Source organism: Candidatus Koribacter versatilis Ellin345 (genome assembly GCF_000014005.1).
Taxonomy (GTDB): domain Bacteria; phylum Acidobacteriota; class Terriglobia; order Terriglobales; family Acidobacteriaceae; genus Korobacter; species Korobacter versatilis_A.
Window position 1 is genome coordinate 5501914 of the sequence record NC_008009.1, and the last position, 20981, is coordinate 5522894.

Below are 20981 nucleotides of genomic sequence, written 5' to 3' on the forward strand. Positions count from 1 at the left end.
AATGCAGATCACCGAAATCTATCGCTCGCTCCAGGGAGAGTCCTCATACACGGGGATCCCGTGCATCTTCGTGCGCCTAACCGCGTGCAATTTGCGCTGCGCCTGGTGCGATAGCGAATACACGTTCAAGGGTGGCCGCAAGATGTCGGAGGACGAGATCTTCGCTGAGGTGCAGAAGCTTGCACCGGGCGGGCTGGTGGAGATCACCGGCGGCGAACCCCTGTTGCAGGAGCGCGAACTGGTGCCGTTCATGGAGCGGTTAGTCGCCTCGGGATATAAAGTCCTGATCGAGACCAGCGGCGAACGTCCGCTGGCGAACGTTCCGCAAGATGTCGTGAAGATCGTGGACGTGAAGTGCCCGGCATCCGGCGAGGGTGGCTCGTTTCGAATCGAGAACCTCGACGCGCTCACCCCCCACGACGAGATCAAGTTCGTGATCTCCGATCGCGCGGATTACGAGTTTGCGCGGGAGTTCACGCGCCAGCATGGGCTGGAAAACAAAGTTAGCTCGGTTATTTTTTCACCGGCGTTTCGCAAGGATGCACGCGGGACGCGGGATGCATCGCACTGCCTGGTTGATCCGCAGGATTTGGCGAATTGGGTTTTGGAAGACCAGTTGGACGTTAGGCTGGGGCTGCAGACGCATAAGTTTATTTGGACGCCAGAGACGAAGGGCGTCTAGCGAAATTTTGGTAGCGACAGGGGTCCTTCGACTCCGCCGCTTCGCGGCTCCGCTCAGGATGACAGAGTACCCACATTGTGGGATACGAACCGAACAACGTTGAGGATGACAGCGTGTTAACACCAGCAGACGACCTGAAAAACGCGACCACCGTGGAACCCTCAGCTGAGGCCGTGAAGGTCCAGCGTGGCGACACCGGCAAGGCGGTGGTCGTCCTGAGCGGCGGAATGGATTCGACCGTCTGCGCCACGCTGGCGGTGCGCGAGTACGGCGCGGAGAACATTGGAGCGCTGCACGTCAGTTACGGACAAAGGACGGCGGCGCGGGAAAAGCAGGCATTTGCGGCGGTGGCGGAGAGACTTGGGATCCAGACACGGCTGGCGGTGGAAACACCGTTTTTCCGGGCGATTGGAGGGTCGGCGTTAACCGACGCCAACATTGCGGTCCCGGACGCTGGGGAGCTGATAGGCCATGAAATTCCGGTCACTTACGTCCCGTTCCGGAACGCGCATCTTTTAGCGATGGCGGTAAGCTGGGCAGAGGTATTGGGAGCATCCAAAATATATATAGGGGCGGTAGCGCAGGACAGCAGCGGTTATCCTGATTGCCGGCCTGAGTTTTACGAGGCTTACAACTTAGCGGTTCGGCGCGGCACCAAAGCTGGTGATATCGAGGTCGTGACCCCGCTTATCGCGCTGCGGAAGCACGAGATTGTGAGCCTTGGCCTTGAATTGGGCGCGCCCTTCGATTTAACGTGGTCATGCTATAGCCGCGAGGATTGCGCGTGCGGCGTCTGTGACAGCTGTGTCCTGAGGCTTCGCGCGTTTGAAGGTGCGGGCGCTGTCGATCCGGTTCCTTATGCGCCCCGTCTCGCAGGCCACGACTAGCGAATTTTCTAAAGTAGTGAGTCTCGCTGGGAGGCGGACATGAGAAAGCAAGCACTAATCCTATTCTTCGTCGCGCTCGTGCTGGGGATGGTCCCGGCTGCGATGGCGCAAACCGGTACCGTGAAAGGCTATGTCAAAGACAAGGGCACGCCGATCGTGGGCGCGCAGGTCTTGTTCGAGAATCTTGACAACGGCCGCAAGATGACCCTGAAGACCGACAAGGCCGGCAACTTCTTCAGCATCGGCGTCGCCATCGGTAGCTACAAGATCACCATCACCGCCGACGGCAAAACCATCTGGAACACTGCGAAGTATCCGGTCGGCGGCGGCGACGGCAATCCCGAGTTGAACATCGACTTGGAGAAGGAACGCGCCGCACAGGCAACCGCCAATCCGGCCAATGCGGAAGCGGTGAAGAAGGCGGAAGAGAACAAGAAAGAGAATGAGAAGATCGGCAACCTCAACACCATGTTGAAGGAAGCCCAAGCCGATATGCAGGCCAAGAACTTTGACGCGGCGATCCAGATCATGGAGAAGGCGACCGCGCAAGACGCAACCCATGACATCATCTGGGCCGTTCTCGCCGATGCGTATCTCGGCGCGAAAAGATACCCTGACGCGGTGAAAGCCTACGAAAAGGCGATCGCGCTCGATCCCAGCAAAGCGCCCGTGCATAACAACTATGCGCAGGCACTTGCCAAGACAGGACAGTCGGACAAGGCCATCGCCGAGTACGATGCGGCTGCCAAGCTCGATCCAGCCCATGCCGGCTCGTTCTACTTCAATGAAGGCGCCGTCTTGACCAATGCTGGAAAGACCGACGACGCCAACGCGGCCTTCGATAAAGCGATCGCTGCCGATCCCACCAAGGCAGACGCCTATTACCAGAAGGGCGTGAACCTGATGGGCAAGGCGACGCAGAAGGACGGGAAGTATGTTGCGGCGCCGGGCACCGTCGAGGCCTTCAACAAGTACCTCGAACTGTCCCCTGACGGACCGAACGCTCAGAACGCGAAAGATATGATCGCGGCTCTTGGCGGCACAGTCGTCACCGGCTACAAGGCCGAAAAGGGCAAGAAGAGCAAGTAGATCGTGGATTCCGGGAGCGGCGGCCTGCGGGCCGCCGTTTCCTTTGCTCGTAATACGGTGCGAGTAGAATCGTGGGCGCAATGGGCAACGAATCTTTGAGCTTTGACGAGGCGCGCGCGCTGGTCGAGGGCTTCGCCGCGCTGGTCCGCGAGCCGGAGAAGGAGCACGTCGCGCTTCTTGACGCGGATGGACGCGTACTCGCGGAAGAACTCCGCGCAGACCGCGATTTTCCGCCGTTTCACCGCGCCACGCGCGACGGGTTTGCGGTGCGTGCCGCAGATACCGCGACCTTGCCGTCGAAATTGCGCGTGATTGGCGAGATTGCCGCGGGTCACGCGCGCGAAATCGCGCTGAATGCAGGCGAAGCCGCGGAGATCATGACCGGAGCGCCCTTGCCGGACGGCGCCGACGGGGTCGTCATGGTGGAATACACGCGCCGCGACGGTGAATTTGTGGTGTTAGATCGCGCCATGCGCGCGGGCGAGAACTTTGTGCCGCGCGGCGCCGAGGCACGCGCCGGAGACCTTCTGCTGGAGGCGCGCGAGCGATTAAATCCGGCGGCCATCGCGATTGCGGCGTCGGTGGGAAAAGCGTCGCTCGCGGTGTTTCGCCGTCCCGTCGCCGCGATTTTAGCGACCGGCGACGAACTAGTCGAAGTCGGCGAGAATCCGTTACCGGCGCAGATCCGTAACTCCAACGGCTATTCCATCGCGGCGCAGGTGCGGCGTGCGGGTGGCGATCCCATGGTTCTGCCGATTGTCCGCGACCACGAGGACGCCATTCGTAGCGCGGTGAGCTCGGCAAAATCGGCGGATTTGCTCATTCTTTCTGGCGGCGTGTCGATGGGGAAGTATGACCTCGTCGAGCAGGTACTGGCGTCGGAGGGCGCGCAGTTCCGCATGACGGGCGCGAAGATCCAGCCGGGGAAACCGATTGTTTTCGGCACGCTGCCGCGCGAATACGGTGACTTGCCGTTCTTCGGCCTGCCGGGCAATCCGATTTCGACCATGGTCACGTTCGATTTGTTCGTCGCGCCTGTGCTGGCCGCGCTGGGCGGTGCGAAGGACGCGCCGCTGCGGTTTGCGCACGCGAAGATCGCGGAAGATTTCAAGGTCGCGCCGGGTTTAACGCGCTTTCTGCCGGCAGTCCTGGCGAGTTCTGCGGCGGAAACGCGGGTGAGCGTGGTGCCGTGGCATGGGTCCGGCGATTTGGCCGCGGTAGTAAAGGCGAATTGTTATCTTGTAGTACCGCCAGACGCGGCGGTGCTCGCGAAAGACAGCATGGTTTCGGTGTTGCTAAAGGACTAAACGGTGGCAAAGAAGAAAACCCTCTCGCATTACGACAAAAAAGGCCGCGCTTCCATGGTCAACGTCGCGGCGAAAAAACCGACGGTGCGTACCGCGGAAGCAAGTGCGCAGGTGGTGATGTCGCGAGCGGTAATCGAAGCATTACCGAATAATCCCAAGGGCGACGTGTTTGAGACCGCCCGGCTGGCAGGAATTATGGCTGCCAAGCGGACTTCCGAGCTGATACCTCTGTGTCACCCCCTGCCAATCTGGCACGTTGATGTCAAGGTAGAGCTATGCGAGAATGGCGTCGCTGTTAGCTCAAAAGTAACCACCGAGTCGGTTACGGGGGTGGAGATGGAAGCCCTTGTAGCCGTATCCGTCGCGGCATTAACGGTTTACGATATGTGCAAAGCTCTGGATAAGAGCATTGAGATCCGGCAGGTGGTGCTGGACTCGAAGTCGGGTGGCAAGAGTGGCGATTATCGCCGCCGGTCTCCCGGAAGCAAATAACCCTAAGCCGAAGTTCCGGTTCCTGTCATGGCATCTGATGTCCGCGTACTGCTGGTGGACGACAATCCGATGATCATTGCGATGCTGAAGCAGGCATTGGAACCGCATTGCGTGGTCAACGTCGCCAGCGACGGTACCGATGCTCTGCTGCGCTCGATCGACGACCCGCCGGATCTGATCATCGCCGACTACCAGATGCCGGGCCTCGACGGCAAAGTGCTGCTCGAGAAGCTGAAATCGCGCGCTAATACCTCGCGGCTGCCCGTGATCCTGATGGCGAGCCGTGCCGATATCGGCGACAAACTCAAGGGTGTCCGCGAGACGGTTGAGGATTTCCTCGAGAAGCCGTTCTATATCAAGGAAGCCGGCTCCCACCTCAAACACTTGATTGACAAGGTCGCGCTGGAAAAGATGGCACGCGAAGCCGCCTCCGGCGACTCCACCCTGAACGGCAGCCTGGCGCAGATGAACGTCATCGACCTGCTGCAATCACTGGAGCTCGGTCGTAAGAACTGCGCGCTCACGCTGACCAATAATGGCGATCGCTGCGATCTCTTCTTCGTCGAAGGTCAGATCCACCACGCGGTGTACGACGATCTAAAGGGCGACGAGGCCGTATACAAGGCGCTGCAGTGGACCGGTGGATCATTCCGCATTGATTTCAGCGGCCAGAGCAGCGAACAATCCACCACGCGCTCGACCCAGGGCCTGCTGATGGAAGGCCTGCGGATGCTCGACGAGAGCAACCGCGACGGCGAAACCGCCGTGGATCCGTTCGCTACGCGGTAGTTTCCTCCTTCAATTTCTTGCTTTCTATAGAGGTCCTTCGACTCCGCCGTGCTTCGCGCGGCTTCGCTCAGGACGACAGGCGCGCGTGAGCGGTGCGCCCATGAGAAAATCCCTGAATGAATAAGACGGCGTCGGTGATCACCGTAAGCGACCGCTCATTCCGCCGGGAGCGCGAAGACCTCTCCGGCCCCGCGGTGGCGCAGATGTTGCGCGATGCGGGATTCACGATTAAGAGCACCCAGGTTCTCCCCGATGACCAGAAGCAGATCAGCTCGGCGCTGCGCCTTTGTGCAGACCGAGATCACGTGAGCCTCGCGGTGACGACCGGCGGCACGGGCGTCGCGAAGCGCGACCTCACGCCGGAGGCCACGATGGCAATCTGCGACAAAATCATCCCAGGTGTCGCCGAGGTGATGCGCAGCGAAGGCTTGAAGAAGACTCCGATGTCTCCGTTGAGCCGGGCGGTATGCGGGATCCGCGGATCCACGCTGATCCTGAATCTTCCGGGGAGCCCGAGCGGTGCCGTGGAATCGTTGTCGGCAGTGATGCCACTACTGCAGCACGCCATCGAGTTGCTGGCGGGGAACACGGAGCACTAGCGCTCGACGCATCAAGATACTCACCTCAGTTAGACCGGACAATTCACAGCACTGATTTATGGTGGAACGGATGCAGAAGGTCGCGCTCTTCTACAACCCGGCTTCAGGACGCCGCAGTGCGCAACGCGCGCACGACGTGAAGATTGCGGCCGACGTCCTGCGCGCCGCCGGAAAACAAGTGCACGTGGAGCCCACGCGCGGCCCTGGCACCGCAGCTGCGCAAGTCCACGAGGCCAAGGCACAAGGCGCAGATACTGTCTTGATCGCAGGTGGTGACGGCACCATCCATGATGCCTTGCAAGGCTTGGCGGGATCGGACCTGACCCTCGGCGTGATTCCAATGGGTACCGGAAACGTGCTGGCTCACGACCTCGCGATTTCGCACCAGCCACACGAGGCAGCCAAACAATTGCTGGCCTTTCAGTCGCGACGCATTGCGCTAGGCAAGGTGACCTATCGCGGGATCCGGGGACCGGAATCGCGATGGTTCGTTGCGGTGGCTGGCGTAGGCGGCTCCGCGAAGCTGATGTACGACGTTCACGCGGGTCTGAAGGGCGCGCACGGAATGCTCGCGTATTATGCGCAGATGGCGCGCCTGGCGTTGCTGCATCGTTTCGATAGCTTCAACGTCGAATACCGCAGCGACGACGGCCAGTGGATAAAGTGCACGGCGGTCGAAGCCGATGCGGTGCGCATCACAAATTTTGGTGGGCTGATGCGGCGCTGGGCCTGGGGTGCGAACCTGCAACGTGATGACGCGCAACTGGTGCTCTTCCAAACCGGCAGCCGTCCTCGCTTTCTGCATTACACCTTCAGCAGGATCCTGGGGAGACACTGGCACACGCCCGGAGTGGAACTGATCTATGCAAAAGAGATTCGGTGTACGGTAAGCAATCCGGCGCAGCGGCTACACGTGGAAGCGGACGGCGAATACATTGGCGGCCCTCCAGTAACGATTGAGGTTGTGCCGAATATGCTTAATTTGCTGATGGAGGCGAAAGGATAGCGCGTGGAACCAGTCACCCACTTTCTAACCGGGGCTTGCCTCGGCCGTGCCGGACTGAACCGCAAGACGGCGCTGGCCACCGTGACGCTGACGCTCGCCGCCGAAGCAGCCGACCTCGATTTCGCGTGGCTTCTGAAGAGCCGAACCGTCTACTTCGCGCACCATCGCGGCTTCACCCACACGTTCCTTGGCGTTCCGTTCGTTGCAGCATTCGTGCTCGCACTAGTGTGGAGCATCCGCTGGGCGTTCCTGAAATTGCGCAACGGACAGACGTTGAAGTCGCGGTTCCCGCGCCCGCCCATCCGCTGGGGAGTGCTGTATCTCTATGCGTGTCTCGGCGCACTCAGCCACATCCTGCTCGACTACACCAACAACTATGGTGTGCGCCCATTCGCGCCGTTCAATCCGAAGTGGTATTCGCTCAGCATTATCTTCATCATTGAACCAATTCTGCTCGCGGCCCTGACAATCGGTTTGGTCATGCCCTCGCTCTTCGGTTTGATCTCGTCTGAAGTCGGCGCGCGGCAGAAAGCTCCACGCGGACGTGGCTGGGCAATCTTCGCGTTGCTGGCAATGGTGTCGTACTGGAGCGTTGCCGAGTTCGAGCATAATCGCGCGATCTCCGCCATGGAGGCCGTGGATTACCACGAACAACAGGCCATCAAACTCAACGCCAGCCCGGTGTGGATGAACCCCTTCCAGTGGACAGGCACCGTCGAGACGCGCGATTTCTTCCAGACCATGAAGGTTGATTCGCTGACGCCCGAAGTGGATCCCGAAAACCGCGCCACCCTCTACTACAAGCCTCCGGAAACCGACGTCACCCTGGCGGCGAAGAAGACTTATCTCGGCCGCGTCTATCTCGACTGGGCAATGTTCCCCTTCGTTCAGACCGAGGCGTTGCAAGCGCCGCAGCAAGGAAGCATCGTGCGCTTCACCGATCTGCGTTTTGCCCGCCCAGGACAAAAGAGAGTAGGGCTCGGGGCCTGCGTATTTCTTGACCCGCAGTTGCAGCCGATGCCCGGTGGTGGATTTCGGGATTGTGAGTAGGAACGGGACTGAGTTTCACGATAGGAAAAGAGATTTGACCGATTTACTTGACGCGAAATCGCCGGCGTTCAACAATGCAAGTTACGACTTCGAGGTGAACATGTTGGCAATTCTGTTTGTGCTGCTCGCAATTGGGTCCCGTTTCCTTGTCGCGATGAATCCTGGGCATTGGTGGGCATTTACGCCGCTCGTGGCTTCCCTGCTGTTTTTCGGCGCCAAGATGCCGCGCAAGTACATCTGGGCCCCCGTCGCCGCGCTGGCTGTGACCGATCTCCTGCTCTCGAAGTTCGTGTACGGCTACGGCTTCACCGCCGACCTGCTAGTGAGCTGGGCTTTCTACATCGCCTGCGCGTGGCTGGGCTCGGCCATGCTGCGCGAGAATACGAACCCGTCACGGCTGGTAGTGGCGAGCTTGAGCTCATCGGTATCGTTCTTCATCCTGAGTAACCTGGCGGTGTGGGCGACCTACTCCATGTACCCGCACAACTTCACCGGTTTGACCGACTGCTTCGTGAAGGCGATCCCGTTCTACCGCAATCAGCCGGTGGCCGACCTGCTCTTCACGGCGGTGTTCTTCAGTGTGCCGATGATGCTGGAATCCCTGCGCGGACACGAGAACAAAGTCGCAGCGTAAATCTCTTCGCTGGAACAGAAGGCCGGAGAAATCCGGCCTTTTCCTTTGTCCGAAATATCCCATACACCACAGAGGCGCAGAGGGCTTGAGAAGAAAACCTTAAACCTCTGTGCCTCTGAGTCTCCGTGGTGAATGTCGTACAGAAGAGGATCTACTTTTTCAGAAGAGGATCTACTTCTTCGCCATTTCAATCTGCGCTTCCACAGTTTCAACGGCGCGCCCACGACGGATCAGCCACCAAACCAGCAGCGCGGCTGCGATGACGGCCAGCACGATGAGCTTGGTCTTCATATGCCCGTGCATGATGAACTCGACCACGCCGGGGCCGAATTTGATCGTCAGGAAAGAGAGAATGAGGAAGCGCGCCATGCGTCCAGTGAAGATGCCAAGCAGGAAACGCCACACGCTCATCTCCGCGACGCCGGCGGCCAGCACGAACAGCTTGAAGGGCGTAGGCGGCGGGAGTATGGCCGGCAGCGCAAGGGTAAGGAATTCGCTCTTCTCGAAGCGAGCGTGGATTTTTTCGAAGCGCTCCCGTCCGATGCGCTTTACCAGGAGCTCTTCCCCACCTTTGTAGCCGATCCCGTAAACCACGAGACTGCCGAGCGCTGACCCAATGGCGCCCATAAAGCAGTAAAGAAGAAAGCGTGAACGGTCGGCCCAAACAAACTGGGCAACGACGAAATCGAGCGGCATACCCAGGGCGGCAGCGTCGAGAGCTGCGATAGCTAGAACGCCCCAAGGTCCCCACGGCAAAAGGATCCCGAGCAGGGCTTTGTACTTGGCGAATATGGCTTTAATCGGCTTCACGGGACGAAACTTCTATTGTACGGGAGGCCTGACGGACGGCTATTTCGGCGAGATCTGGTTGTCGTCGTGAGGGCAGTTGTTCTGCACCGGCCGGTTCCGCAGAAATTCTTCGAGGGCCACGATCAGGCGGGCGGGATCGGTCATGTCCACATTGGCGTCGGCCCAGGGCGCCTGCTCCGGTTCACCGCGATGATAGACATGCAGGATCAGGAGGTCGGGACAATCCTGACGAATCTCGCGCAAGAGTCTGTCGCGGTCGGCGAAGGGGACACTGTTGTTCACGATGAGCGCCGTGACGCGATCATTGTGGAGGAGTTGGAGAATGTCATCCGGAGTCTTCGGAGTGATTACACGGTAGCCCGACGCAGAGAGCATCTGATTGCGTTTCAAGGTTTCAGCGGCGTCGGCGGTCAGCGTTGCAATCGTCAGTCGGGTCGAGGTCACTGCCCCTCTCCAGCATTGGCGTTCTTGGCGCGAGCAATGGAGGTCAGAATGACCAGGAGGAGCTGATCGCGCGAGACCGGGTAGGTCAGGAACGCGGTCGCCCCCATTTCCATCGCACGACGATGGGATGCCTCGTTGGCGGACGTTGCCGTATGGAAGACGATGGCCGGCAGGAACTTATGTTGCTCGCGGACGCGGCGGCAGACCTCGAAGCCGTCAATGCCCGGCATGTTCACGTCGAGCAGAACCAGGTCGGGGGTTTCCTTATCGGTAAATTCAAGGGCCTCTTCACCTGAATGCGCCTCCAGGACCCGATAGCCTTGGTCCTCAAGCATTTTGCGCATGGAATAGGCGTGGATGTGATTGTCATCCACAACGATGATGGTTTTTGTCAGAGAACCCCTCCCGGACGTGCCCCATTTTACTTCGATGCAAATTGTACGGGATGTGACGAGTGCTTACATCTCGTTACCCGAGTGTTATCGCGGAAAAATGGTCAATTACGATAGAAACGAGCATAGACAACCTTTTCAGCATTGTAGCTGCGCGTGTGCCCTTGCGGACCTCCTCCGTATAATTCCCTCTGCCATGTCCCGCACCAAAGATCCCGCAAAGCAAGCCGAAGACCTGCGCGAAAAGCTGCGTTATCACGAACATCGCTATTACGTGCTCGACGACCCGGAAATCTCGGACGCCGACTATGACGTGATGATGAACGAGTTGAAGGCCTTGGAGGCCAAGCACCCCGAGCTGTTGACCCCGGATTCGCCCACCCAGCGCGTGGGCGGAAAGCCGCGCGAGGGCTTTGTAAAAGTGGCGCATTCCGCGCCCATGCTGTCGCTGGACAACGCCTACAACGAGGAGGAACTCCGCGACTGGGCCCGGCGCGTAGAAGAACTCAGCGGGAAGGCCGAGATCGAGTACGAGTGTGAGTTGAAGCTGGATGGGCTCTCGATGGCGCTGCGCTACCAGGATGCGCGCTTTGTGCTGGCCGTCACCCGCGGCGATGGCTCCATCGGCGAAGACGTGACGCTCAACTTGCGGACAGTGAAGTCGGTGCCGCTCGGCGTCAGTTCCGCCACGTTGAAGAAGACCCACATGCTCGGCGATTTCGAAGTGCGCGGCGAAGTGATCTTCCCAACCAAATCGTTCGAGAAGATGAACGAAGACCGCGAAAAGCAGGGGCTGGCGAAGTTTGCTAACCCGCGAAACGCGGCGGCCGGCGCCGTGCGCGTGCTGGAGCCCAACATCACCGCGCAGAGGCGTCTGGATTTTTATGCGTACTTCCTGCTGGTGGACGGCCGCGTGCATATCGATCGGCAATCCGAGGCGCTCGACACGTTGGAGAAACTTGGGTTCAAGGTGAATTCCAATCGCGCGGTCTTCAAGTCGATTGATGACGTGCTGAAATTCATCCACAAGAAAGAAGAAGATCGCGAGAAGCTGCCTTACGAAATTGACGGCGTCGTGATCAAGGTCAACAGCACCGCACTCTGGCAGCGCCTGGGCTTCACCGGCAAAGCGCCGCGTTGGGCGATCGCTTACAAATACGCGGCGCGCGCGGCCGTTACGCAGGTGGAAGACATTCTTGTGCAGGTGGGACGCACCGGGAAACTCACGCCAGTCGCGGCTTTGAAGCCTGTGCCCATCGGCGGCACAACGGTGAGCCGCGCCACCCTCCACAACATGGACGAGATCGATCGCCTTGGATTGCTCATCGGCGATTGGGTGCAGGTCGAGCGCGGCGGCGATGTGATCCCCAAGGTCGTGAAGGTCATCGACGACAAGGATCACCCGCGCGGCAAGAAGAAATTCAAGATGCCCGAACGTTGCCCCGAATGCGGCGGCCACGTTGTACGCACCGAGGGCGAGGCCGACCATCGCTGTGTGAATGCGAATTGTCCGGCGAAACTGCGCGAGAGCATTCTGCACTTCGCGTCGCGCGGCGTGATGAACATCGAGGGAATGGGCGATTCGCTGGTCAACCAACTCGTCGACCGAGGGCTGGTAAAGAACGTGGCCGATATCTACGAACTCGACGAAGAGAAGCTTCTCTCGCTCGAGCGCATGGGCAAGAAGTCAGCTCAGAACATCCTCGACGAGATTAAAGGCACGAAGAAGTTGCCGCTGGAGCGCGTGATCTACGGTCTCGGCATCCGCATGGTAGGCGAGCGCACCGCGCAATTCCTCGCCGAACACTTCGGTTCGCTCGATGGCGTGATGAAAGCCACCGAAGAAGAGCTGCTGGAAGTCGAAGAAGTCGGGCCGCGCATCGCGCAGAGTATTCACGAGTTCTTCGCCGAGCCCAGCAATCGCGAACTGGTAAAACGCCTCGAAGCCGCCGGGCTGCAATTCAAGGGCGTAAAGAAAGAGCGCGGCACCGCGCTCGCCGGACAAACCTTCGTCCTGACCGGCAGCTTACCGACCTACTCGCGCGATGAAGCCAAGAAACTGATCGAAGATGCCGGCGGAAAAGTCAGTGGGTCGGTGAGCAAAAAAACCAACTATGTCGTCGCCGGCGAAGAGGCCGGATCGAAGCTCGACAAAGCCCGCGACCTGGGCGTTGCGGTAATCGACGAAGATGCCCTGAAAAAACTGCTAGGGAAGTAGCGCTGTGGGTGCCCCACCCTTCCCGAAGGGAGGTGGGAAGAGGTGATGGATCTCACGTCGGTCGGTGTCCGCCATCACTTACTTCGTGACACGAACCGCCTATTCTGCTCATGTGGGGGCATATCCCACCGCGACATTGTGTTCTTTGAAAACCGACGAAGGATCCCGAGAGCACCGCTTATCGCGCCCCGCAACCTCTTTGTTTTGAAGATTTTGCCTCTAACTCCTTTAGATGGAATATTTTGCGAACTGTTCCGTAGCTAAGTCACGCGTTTTCAAGATTTTGCAATTTCCTAGGGGGAGGGGGTACCCGCTCACACGTGCTCGACGATCAGCAGGGTCAGGTCGTCGGACTGTTCGCGCTGGCCGCGCCAGCGCTCGACAGCCGTGATCACCGTACCGAGCAATTCGCCCGCAGAACCGTTGGAATCTTTCAGGATCGCGCTGAGGCGCTCACTGCCGAACTCTTCTTCCGCGACATTTTCGGATTCGACAATGCCGTCGGTGTACATCGCGAGGCGGTCGCCGCGCGCAAATGGCACCGTCACTTCGGAATATTCCGCGATTGGCAGGATGCCGAGCGGTAGGCCGTTCTGCTCGACCGCGTCCAGCGTTCCAGAACTCGACCTCCACAGCAATAGCGGCGGATGTCCCGCAGCGGCGTAGCTGAGCGATTGCGCTTGCGGATCGAGGACCGCAAAGGCCGCCGTGATGTACTGCCCGTGCGATTGCCCGCAGAAGGCGCGATTCAGTTCGGCAAGCAACTCGGCGGGCCGGGTGGTAACGCGCGACTCGATGCTAAGCGCCGTCTTGAGCATCGACGCGACCAGCGCCGCAGGCAGTCCGTGGCCAGAGACATCGGCGATGAAGAGCCCAATGCGATCGCCACTGAGCGGCAGGAAGTCATAGAGATCGCCGGCCACGCTGGTCATCGGCTCATACTTCGCGGCAATCTGAAAGTGTGGGGTCGCCGGCGGGCCCGCGGGCAGGATACTCATCTGGATCCGACGCGCCTGGTCCATCTCGGCCTGCATCGTGACCATCCGGTTGTGGTCGCGCGAGACCCGGTACTGCACCGCATAGCCCATTGCGAACAAGAAGACCAGGAAGCCAAAAGGCTCGGTCCACGCGCTCGGAACGACGCCGATTGCCGCGAGGTTGTCGTAGACGACCGTCAATTGAAAGACGACAAAGCCGATGCCTGCGGAACGCAACGCCCCATCCAGCGGGATATAACGGCTGCGGATGTCGGCAACCAGCAGGATCGCCGTGAGCAACGACGTAGCGATGACGAGCACGCCGTTGATCTTTGGGTACGACCAGGGGGAGTGGGTGAACAAATCGTGCGTGATCCCGACGACTGCGAACACGCCGAAGCAGCCAGCCGCAATTCGAAACCACTTGTGGGAACGCGGACTGGCGAAGTAGGTCCAGATGTAGATGCCGGCAATCGGCATCACGTAATTCATTGCGGACCACATTTGGCGGTCGAGATAAGTGGAGAGTCCGAGAACGAACGGGACGATGCGAAGCTGCAGCAGCAAACGGCTTCCGTAGAGGGTTCCAATCAGCCCGAAAAATGCGGTGATCCGCTGGCGCGGCCGCGAGAAGACCCCTTGCAGAATGGAGAGCAAACCGACGGTCAGGATGAGAACGCCGATCGCGAAGTACACGAGGTCCACGCTCAAAATCGCACGGATCTCGGTGTCGCTATGCACGCGGCGATTATATCGTTCGAATTCCGGACGAAAGAAAAGGGAGAGTGCTGGCTCTCCCTTTCGCCGAAGCCCTCAGCGATGAAAGTTACGCGGCGCGGTCTTTCTTTTCGCCGCAACTTCCGCAGCGCGCGGTGATGTCCACGCGATTGCGGCGAAGCAGTTCTTCGAACCCTTGCACACGGCGATGGCGCTGTTCGACCGGCATGTAAATGTCATCCGGGTTCGTGAGCGTATCCTGCTCGGCCATCATCGGATCGTCGGGCGCGATCGGAGCTTTGTCGTAAAGGCCGCGGATGGAATCGCGATGTTCGGTGCCGGCCGCAATCTCGTTACGCCGCGCGGCTGCGCGTGTCTCAGCGCTGATGTCTTTCTCGAGCCCTGCGGACGCTCCCGGACGAGCCGTGTCTTCGGCGCGAGCAGCAAGGCCCGCGGGACGCATGCGCGTCTTGTTAGGATCGGGCGTCGGGTCGCTGAACTTGTCGGCGATACGCTGGGGAGTGAAGTTGTAGCCCTCCAGCGCTTCCATGTTGCCAGTCGCAGGCGGCATCTCCGATGGCTCCGGCGTAAGGATGTGGGTGCTGCCTTCCTTATGCATCACATCGCCGTCGGTCGTCCACTCTTTGCGGTAGCGACTTTCGTAGTCGCGGAAATCGCGGTCGCTGTCCACATGCTTCTCGTCATAGACGGGGAAACGTTCGATCTGGTCCTTGGTGAGGTTTACCGCGAAGTCGTCGTCGTGGTCAGGACGCGAGAAGATCTGGTTCGCGGGAACGAGAAACTTCTTGGTGCTCAGCCAGCCGCCGGTATCCACGACGGCATAACGCAAGCTGCCGCTGGAGTGGTCGAAGATGACGTCGTCAATTTTGCCAAGCTTTTCGTCGCGGGCGCCGTAGAGTTCCGAGCCGCGGATATCGCCGGCATCTTTCGCGAATTCATAATCGCGCAGGGTTCCGAAGTGTGCCATAAAAGGGTGCTCCTCCTACACCGATCGCGCTGCATGCGCGTACTTCGGGTAGGATGCGCACTCCTGAGCGGGAGTGGTGCTCAGTCCAGAGTGGTGGAAAAGAACCGGAAAATGTAGATAGGGATGAAGAGAAGTCCGGCGTAGAGCAGCCCGTTGATGATGAGCATAGCGGGAACGATCTTGAAGTACTCGCAATTCGACGCGCCTGCTTCCTGCGCGGTGCACGGGAACCAGGAGGTCGCCATATCCAGACCGGGACTCTGAATGCGGTGAATGAGGGATGCAGCGCTGGTTTGCGTTGCCTGCACAAACTCACCATTGAGGATGAGAAGTAACCAGAGCACCAGCGAGGCAACGAATCCGACGGTCAGCGCGACGTAGAACGTCTTGCGGAACTTGATCAAGTCAGGTCCTTAAAGTGCTCGCAATCTTCTCATAAGTCTGGTCGAGCGTCTCAGGTAAAACCCGCGTCTCGCCGACCACGCTAATGAAGTTCGCGTCAGCAGTCCATCGCGGCAGGACGTGCATGTGGATGTGGCCTGCAACTCCGGCTCCCGCGCACTTACCAATGTTCATGCCCAGATTCACGCCCTCGGCGTTATAAGTCTTCCGCAAGACCGACTCCATACGCTGCGAAAGGTCGATCATCTCGTGGGCGGCGTCGCGCGGAAGCTTGTCCAACTGGTCGAGGTGGGCGAAAGGGACGACCATCACGTGCCCACTGGTGTAAGGGAACGCGTTGAGGATGATGTAGCAGTGCTCACCGCGGTGAACGATGTAGTTCTTGCGGTCGTCGTTTTCGCGGGGCTTGTCGCAGAAGATGCAGCCGGAAGCGCGGTCAGCCGAGGTGATGTACGCATAGCGCCAAGGCGTCCAGAGGTAGTCCATACGTGGAGATTAGCGAAGGGAACTAAGGAGAGCAACTTGGCCGTGGGCGAGGATGGATTTCGCATGACAAAGCTTCACGTTGTGTACTGAGGATGTTTATTGGGACGAAATTTGCTTCCAGCTCGCTCTCTCTGCATCCATCCTGGAGTCCAATCATCTAAGGGAGTCGGTATTCGTCGAGCTCAGGCGAGGGCCGGTTTTACGGGTGAAGTCTTTGTGGGAATGTTTGCGTTTTTGGTTAAATTTTAACCAGCAACTTGGACGCAAAAATTTTCTGCAAAGCATTGGTTAAAAAGGGTTGCCGGGTTTGACACTTGCTTTCAGCAAGGGCTATAGTCAAAGAGTCTTCTGATGCGGGGCCCGCATTGGAAGATCCGGCCGCTGGATTGTCCAACCCGCTCAAACGGGCACTCATAACCAAGACTTTCGCCAGCCGTCCGATGGATACGCTCTCTCAGTCTCTCAACTGAGGGCGCAAAACGCTGAATCAATAATGCCTTTCGACGATCCAAACGTTACCTCGTCCACCGAACAAAGCGAAGAACACGGTGCTGCAGCGTCGCAGCAGCCGGTTGCTGTGCAGGCCCATAATCCACCCGAGGCAAAGCCCACTGCGGGCCGTCCTCGCAACGAAGAGAACATGACGGAAGATTTCGCAACCGCACTCGAATCCTTTGAACAAGAACAGTCTGAGCAGGCATTGAATGAGGACCGCGTCCTCGTTGGCCGAGTGCTCAGCATAACCCCCCAGTACGTCGTCGTAGACGTGGGCTTGAAGTCCGAGGGCGTAGTGCCCATCGAGGAAGTCAAGGACCACGACGGCAACGTTTCCTTCCAGCCGGGCGAAGAAATCGCCGTGATGCAGGAAAAGGGACACACCGAAGAGGGGTACGTGCACCTCTCCCACCAGAAGGCACAGCGCCTGAAGGCATGGGACGAGATCGAGAAAGCGTACAACGATAAATCTTCCATCAAGGCGCGGGCGATTGACCGCATCAAGGGTGGCCTCACCGTCGACATCATGGGAGCGCGCGCGTTCCTGCCAGGTTCCCAGGTGGACCTGCGGCCGGTGCGCAATCTTGACGCACTGAAGGGCCATGAGCTCGAAGTCCGGATCATCAAGCTGAACAAGAAGCGCGGCAACATCGTAGTTTCGCGCAAGCAGATCCTGGAAGAAGAGCAGAACGACAAGAAGTCGAAGACGCTCGAGCACCTCAACGAAGACGCGGTTCTCACCGGCACGGTGAAGAACCTGACCGACTACGGTGCGTTCGTTGACCTCGGCGGCATCGATGGCCTGCTGCACATCACCGACATGTCGTGGGGACGCCTGACTCATCCGCGCGACCTCGTTCAAGTCGGCGACCAGATCCAGGTAAAGGTGCTGAAGTTCGACCGAGATAAGCAGCGTGTCTCGCTGGGCTTCAAGCAGCTCACGCCTGACCCGTGGCTCGACGCATCCGAACGGTACCCGATTGGCGCGCGCGTACACGGCCGCGTGATCAGCGTGACCGACTACGGTGCGTTCATCGAACTCGAACAGGGGATTGAAGGTCTCGTGCACGTGAGCGAGATGACCTGGTCGAAGCGGATGAAGCATCCGTCGAAAATCGTCAACGTTGGCGATCAAGTCGACGCAGTGGTGCTGAACGTGAATCCGCAGGAACGTCGCATCAGCCTCGGCCTGAAGCAGCTCGAAACTAACCCGTGGGAGTCGCTGCATGAGAAGTTCCCGGTGGGCGGCGTGGTTGAGGGCAAGGTCCGCAACCTGACCGACTTCGGCGCGTTCATCGAGATTGAAGACGGCATCGACGGCCTCGTCCACGTCAGCAACCTGAGCTGGACGAAGCGCGTGAAGCATCCTTCGGAAGTGCTGAAGAAGGGCGATAAGGTCAAGGCTGTGGTGCTCGCAATCGAGCCCGACAACCGCCGCCTCTCGCTCGGCGTGAAGCAGTTACAGCCCGATGTCTGGGAGACGTTCTTCGAAACGCATCGCGTTGGCGACATCATCCACGGCAAGGTGCTGCGCCTCGCGAGCTTCGGTGCATTCATCGAGATCGCGGACGGAGTGGAGGGCCTGTGCCACAACTCCGAAGCGAGCGATGAGCACGGCGCTCCGCTCAAGCTGGAACCCGGACAAGAGTTCGACTTCAAGATCATCAAGATGAATCCTGATGAAAAGAAGGTCGGCCTCAGCCTCCGCGCAGTCGGCGAAGAAGCCAGCCGCGTAGAGATCGAGAACTACAAGGCTCCGGCCTCGAGTTCTCCGGGCGCTGCGACCATCGGCGAACTGCTAAGCTGGAAGCGAGAGCAGCAAGACTAACGTGGAACGGAAGTGAGCGAAGGCCGCCGAAAGGCGGCCTTTGTTATTGCATTAGAAATCGTAGGAAGGCTACTTTTCAATCTTGAGATTAATGCGGGGATCGCCACGGCCATCGAACTGGCTGAGCTTCTTGGTGGAGCTCTTCTTGCCGTCCTTGAGCGAGGCGTAGACTTCGTAATCCACATTCATGGAGAGCGCCGGGAAGCGGTAGCTGCCGTCTTTCTGAGAGACGTAGCTCTTGATGGCCAGGGTCTTCATGTCCTTGATGTAAACGATCGCGTCAGGCAACGGCTGGTCGCCGACGTCGGTGACCTGGCCGACGAGGGTGCGCGAGGTAACGGGCTTCTCTTTTTTCGGCATTGAGTAGCCGCCGCTGCCGAGTGTGAGCTGCGCTGCGGCGAAACTCGAGATGATCAGTACCAACGCAAGTGCGAACGTCTTTTTCATAAATCCTCCCGCACTCTATGCGGTACTTCTGTAAACCCACTACTTGGCGAGATGTATCGAAATATCGGCCCGTTCGTTGCTGTGGATGTGGACTTTCGTCTGAGGTTTCGTCCCACCTTTCGGGACCTTGATGTCCGCAATCACCACATAATCATTGTCGCCCGTCGGGACGCGTTGGGCAAACTCGCCGCTGTGGTCGGAAACCAGTTCCCACTTGGGCTTCTTGTCGCCGACGCGCTGGAGTTTTACCGGAACGCCGGGAACCACACGGCCATCGGCGTCGAACACCGTGCCATAAATCAGCGCGTAGTCTTTCTTGTCGCCGGCAAACAGCACGGGCGAACCCAGGAAGAGAAGCAGCGCCGCGGCGATGACGCGACGGCGCGACAGTGCGAAGACGCTGCTGTTACTCGTCGCCATCCTCGCTTTCTTCTTCCAACTCTTCTTCTTCGTCGTCACCGCCCACTGGGCTGAGTTCCAGGGGTTCAATGCCGACGACCTCGAAGTCGGAACCACACTCGGGGCAGGAGACAATTTCGCCTTCGCCTACTTCTTCTTCCGCGATGTCGAGATCACTCTCGCATTCGGGACAGATGACCATACTTTCCTCCGTTGATTACCGGGTCTGCGTCGAAATCGGGCATGAGCCGCGAAATTCCGTCTTGCACCCTGTCAGTATATTTAGAATCTCTTACAGCTGGCGGTCAAGAGCAACGCCAAATTTTACGCGCCCTTGCTCAGGGCTGCGGAAACGGCATCCAACCGGATGTTTGCCGCGGAAAGATTCGAATGTCCTTCGTATCTCGATTGAACTCTGCATGTCGAACCAGCGTTTCTTTGATGCTTGCCAACGCTATTGGTTGCGGGCTTGTGATGTTCAGCGGCGTATCCGCCGTTGCCCAGTCCAAGCCAGTGAAGAAACCATCTCAAGTATCGCCGGAAATCCAGGCAATACTGCGCGATGTTTCAGCAAAGCAGATCGAGGCCAACATCAACAAGCTCGTAAGTTTCGGCAACCGTTCCACGCTTTCGTCGGATGTACCTGCCGATAGCGGTAAAGGCATTACCGCGGCGCACGAATGGATCAAGAGCGAATTCGAGCGCTACTCGAAAGAATGCGGCGGTTGTCTCGAGGTAAAGACGGACGACTTCACCGAAAGTCCCATGGACCGCATCCCGAAGCCCACACAAATTACCAATGTTTACGCGGTTCTGAAGGGCACGGACCCGGCGAATGCCGACCGCATCGTGCTCGTCACCGGACATTACGATTCACGCAATTCGACGAACGAGAACACCACGGATCCCGCGCCAGGAGCCAATGACGATGGCAGCGGAACGGCGGTTTCGCTCGAATGTGCGCGAGTGCTGAGCAAGCACAAGTTTCCGGCGACGATCATCTTCCTCACCGTCGCGGGCGAAGAGCAGGGACTGAATGGCAGTAAACACTTCGCCAAGATGGCGCGCGCGCAAGGCTGGCAGATCGAAGCAGCGTTGAATAACGACATCGTCGGCGGCAACAAAACACCGGGCGATACGACGCAGAACCCGCACACGGTGCGGGTGTTCTCCGAAGGCGTTCCCGCAAACGCTACGGAAGCCGACCTCAGGTTGATCCGCGCCACTGGTACGGAGAATGACTCGCCGTCGCGCGAACTGGCGCGCTACGTCGGTGAAGTGGGCAAGGCCGACTTGCCGAAAACCTTTCAACCGACACTGATCTACCGCCGCGATCGCTTCCTCCGCGGTGGGGACCATAGCAGCTTCAATATGGAAGGATTTGCCGCCGTCCGGTTCACGGAATGGCGTGAGGACTTCCACCATCAGCACCAGAACCTGCGGACGGAAAACGGCATCGAATATGGTGATTTGCCGAAGTTCGTGGACTTCGAGTACGTTGCCAACGTCGCGCGGTTGAATGCCATTACGCTGGCTACACTGGCGATGGCGCCTGCTCCTCCAGACAATGCCCGGTTACAGACCAAAGACCTGGAGAACGGCACCACGATTACGTGGAAGCCCTCGCCGGGCGGGCTCGCGACGGGCTACGAGGTGGTTTGGCGCAACACTTCATCGCCCGATTGGGAAGAATCGAAGGGCTTCCCAGCCGATGCGAACAGCGCCAAGATCGACGTGTCGAAAGACAACGTCATTTTCGGGATCCGCGCCGTGGGCAAGAACGGGCTGAAGAGCCCAGTCGTAATTCCTCCGCCGGAGAGGTAGGCTAGTGAAGAAGGTTTAG

General features: G+C 59.0%; 23 protein-coding genes. 13 read left to right on the forward strand and 10 right to left on the reverse strand.

Going from position 1 to position 20981, the window contains the following annotated elements:
- The first annotated feature begins 1 nt into the window (after position 1).
- The 10 genes from ACID345_RS24140 (at position 2) to ACID345_RS24185 (ending at position 8535) form a co-directional block, all read left to right on the forward strand.
- On the forward strand, positions 2-682 hold the full coding sequence (locus ACID345_RS24140) for a radical SAM protein (RefSeq protein WP_011525440.1): 681 nt from the start codon (positions 2-4) through the stop codon (positions 680-682).
- Between the two features lie 113 nt (positions 683-795).
- Complete coding sequence (gene queC, locus ACID345_RS24145) at positions 796-1569, forward strand: 7-cyano-7-deazaguanine synthase QueC (RefSeq protein ID WP_011525441.1); 774 nt, start codon at positions 796-798, stop codon at positions 1567-1569.
- 39 nt (positions 1570-1608) lie between these two features.
- Positions 1609-2658: a tetratricopeptide repeat protein gene (locus ACID345_RS24150; RefSeq protein WP_011525442.1), complete on the forward strand. Its 1050-nt coding sequence runs from the start codon at positions 1609-1611 to the stop codon at positions 2656-2658.
- 80 nt (positions 2659-2738) lie between these two features.
- Positions 2739-3965, forward strand: coding sequence for a molybdopterin molybdotransferase MoeA (gene glp, locus ACID345_RS24155; protein ID WP_011525443.1), 1227 nt, complete (start codon positions 2739-2741; stop codon positions 3963-3965).
- 3 nt (positions 3966-3968) lie between these two features.
- Positions 3969-4457 (forward strand): cyclic pyranopterin monophosphate synthase MoaC, encoded by a 489-nt coding sequence (gene moaC / locus ACID345_RS24160; RefSeq protein WP_011525444.1) that lies wholly within the window; start codon positions 3969-3971, stop codon positions 4455-4457.
- 27 nt (positions 4458-4484) lie between these two features.
- Complete coding sequence (locus ACID345_RS24165; RefSeq protein WP_011525445.1) at positions 4485-5246, forward strand: response regulator; 762 nt, start codon at positions 4485-4487, stop codon at positions 5244-5246.
- A gap of 116 nt (positions 5247-5362) precedes the next feature.
- Entirely contained in the window at positions 5363-5845 is a 483-nt protein-coding gene (locus ACID345_RS24170) for a MogA/MoaB family molybdenum cofactor biosynthesis protein (protein ID WP_011525446.1), read from the forward strand.
- Positions 5846-5915: 70 nt separating this feature from the next.
- On the forward strand, positions 5916-6851 hold the full coding sequence (locus ACID345_RS24175) for a diacylglycerol/lipid kinase family protein (protein ID WP_011525447.1): 936 nt from the start codon (positions 5916-5918) through the stop codon (positions 6849-6851).
- A 3-nt stretch (positions 6852-6854) separates the two neighbouring features.
- Positions 6855-7901, forward strand: a complete 1047-nt coding sequence (locus tag ACID345_RS24180; protein WP_011525448.1) for a metal-dependent hydrolase — start codon at positions 6855-6857, stop codon at positions 7899-7901.
- A gap of 34 nt (positions 7902-7935) precedes the next feature.
- Positions 7936-8535: a DUF6580 family putative transport protein gene (locus ACID345_RS24185; protein WP_011525449.1), complete on the forward strand. Its 600-nt coding sequence runs from the start codon at positions 7936-7938 to the stop codon at positions 8533-8535.
- Positions 8536-8706: 171 nt separating this feature from the next.
- Here ACID345_RS24185 and ACID345_RS24190 read toward each other — a convergent pair whose 3' ends face one another.
- Genes ACID345_RS24190 through ACID345_RS24200 form a run of 3 tightly spaced genes read right to left on the reverse strand, consistent with a single transcriptional unit; the run spans position 8707 to position 10163 of the window.
- Positions 8707-9345: a YqaA family protein gene (locus tag ACID345_RS24190; RefSeq protein ID WP_011525450.1), complete on the reverse strand. Its 639-nt coding sequence runs from the start codon at positions 9343-9345 to the stop codon at positions 8707-8709.
- A 39-nt stretch (positions 9346-9384) separates the two neighbouring features.
- Positions 9385-9789: a transcriptional regulator gene (locus tag ACID345_RS24195; protein WP_011525451.1), complete on the reverse strand. Its 405-nt coding sequence runs from the start codon at positions 9787-9789 to the stop codon at positions 9385-9387.
- A complete protein-coding gene (locus tag ACID345_RS24200; protein WP_011525452.1) occupies positions 9786-10163 on the reverse strand; it encodes a response regulator in 378 nt (125 codons plus the stop codon). The genes ACID345_RS24195 and ACID345_RS24200 overlap by 4 nt, the downstream gene beginning before the upstream one ends.
- 214 nt (positions 10164-10377) lie before the next feature.
- Between ACID345_RS24200 and ligA the strand changes: the two genes are divergently transcribed.
- Complete coding sequence (gene ligA, locus ACID345_RS24205) at positions 10378-12399, forward strand: NAD-dependent DNA ligase LigA (protein WP_011525453.1); 2022 nt, start codon at positions 10378-10380, stop codon at positions 12397-12399.
- A 314-nt stretch (positions 12400-12713) separates the two neighbouring features.
- Here ligA and ACID345_RS26120 read toward each other — a convergent pair whose 3' ends face one another.
- The 4 genes from ACID345_RS26120 to ACID345_RS24230 form a co-directional block, all read right to left on the reverse strand.
- Positions 12714-14117, reverse strand: a complete 1404-nt coding sequence (locus ACID345_RS26120) for a PP2C family protein-serine/threonine phosphatase (RefSeq protein ID WP_011525454.1) — start codon at positions 14115-14117, stop codon at positions 12714-12716.
- Between the two features lie 85 nt (positions 14118-14202).
- A complete protein-coding gene (locus ACID345_RS24215) occupies positions 14203-15081 on the reverse strand; it encodes a PRC-barrel domain-containing protein (RefSeq protein WP_011525455.1) in 879 nt (292 codons plus the stop codon).
- Positions 15082-15161: 80 nt separating this feature from the next.
- Positions 15162-15485 (reverse strand): hypothetical protein, encoded by a 324-nt coding sequence (locus ACID345_RS24225; protein WP_011525456.1) that lies wholly within the window; start codon positions 15483-15485, stop codon positions 15162-15164.
- Between the two features lies 1 nt (position 15486).
- Positions 15487-15969 carry an HIT family protein gene (locus tag ACID345_RS24230; RefSeq protein WP_011525457.1) on the reverse strand — a complete coding sequence of 161 codons (483 nt, stop codon included), beginning with the start codon at positions 15967-15969 and terminating at the stop codon, positions 15487-15489.
- A gap of 493 nt (positions 15970-16462) precedes the next feature.
- On the opposite strand from ACID345_RS24230, the gene ACID345_RS24235 reads away from it, so the two are divergent.
- The gene (locus ACID345_RS24235; RefSeq protein WP_011525458.1) at positions 16463-18292 is read left to right on the forward strand and encodes a 30S ribosomal protein S1; all 1830 of its coding nucleotides are present in this window, start codon (positions 16463-16465) and stop codon (positions 18290-18292) included.
- A gap of 69 nt (positions 18293-18361) precedes the next feature.
- On the opposite strand, the gene ACID345_RS24240 is transcribed toward ACID345_RS24235, so the two are convergent.
- Genes ACID345_RS24240 through ACID345_RS24250 form a run of 3 tightly spaced genes read right to left on the reverse strand, consistent with a single transcriptional unit; the run spans position 18362 to position 19340 of the window.
- The gene (locus tag ACID345_RS24240; protein WP_011525459.1) at positions 18362-18739 is read right to left on the reverse strand and encodes a carboxypeptidase-like regulatory domain-containing protein; all 378 of its coding nucleotides are present in this window, start codon (positions 18737-18739) and stop codon (positions 18362-18364) included.
- Positions 18740-18778: 39 nt separating this feature from the next.
- The gene (locus tag ACID345_RS24245; RefSeq protein WP_041856055.1) at positions 18779-19159 is read right to left on the reverse strand and encodes a carboxypeptidase-like regulatory domain-containing protein; all 381 of its coding nucleotides are present in this window, start codon (positions 19157-19159) and stop codon (positions 18779-18781) included.
- A complete protein-coding gene (locus ACID345_RS24250; RefSeq protein WP_041856056.1) occupies positions 19146-19340 on the reverse strand; it encodes a hypothetical protein in 195 nt (64 codons plus the stop codon). The genes ACID345_RS24245 and ACID345_RS24250 overlap by 14 nt, the downstream gene beginning before the upstream one ends.
- 239 nt (positions 19341-19579) lie before the next feature.
- Here ACID345_RS24250 and ACID345_RS24255 point away from each other — a divergent pair, with 239 nt between their 5' ends.
- On the forward strand, positions 19580-20962 hold the full coding sequence (locus ACID345_RS24255; RefSeq protein WP_228370705.1) for a M28 family metallopeptidase: 1383 nt from the start codon (positions 19580-19582) through the stop codon (positions 20960-20962).
- Positions 20963-20981 lie beyond the last annotated feature (19 nt).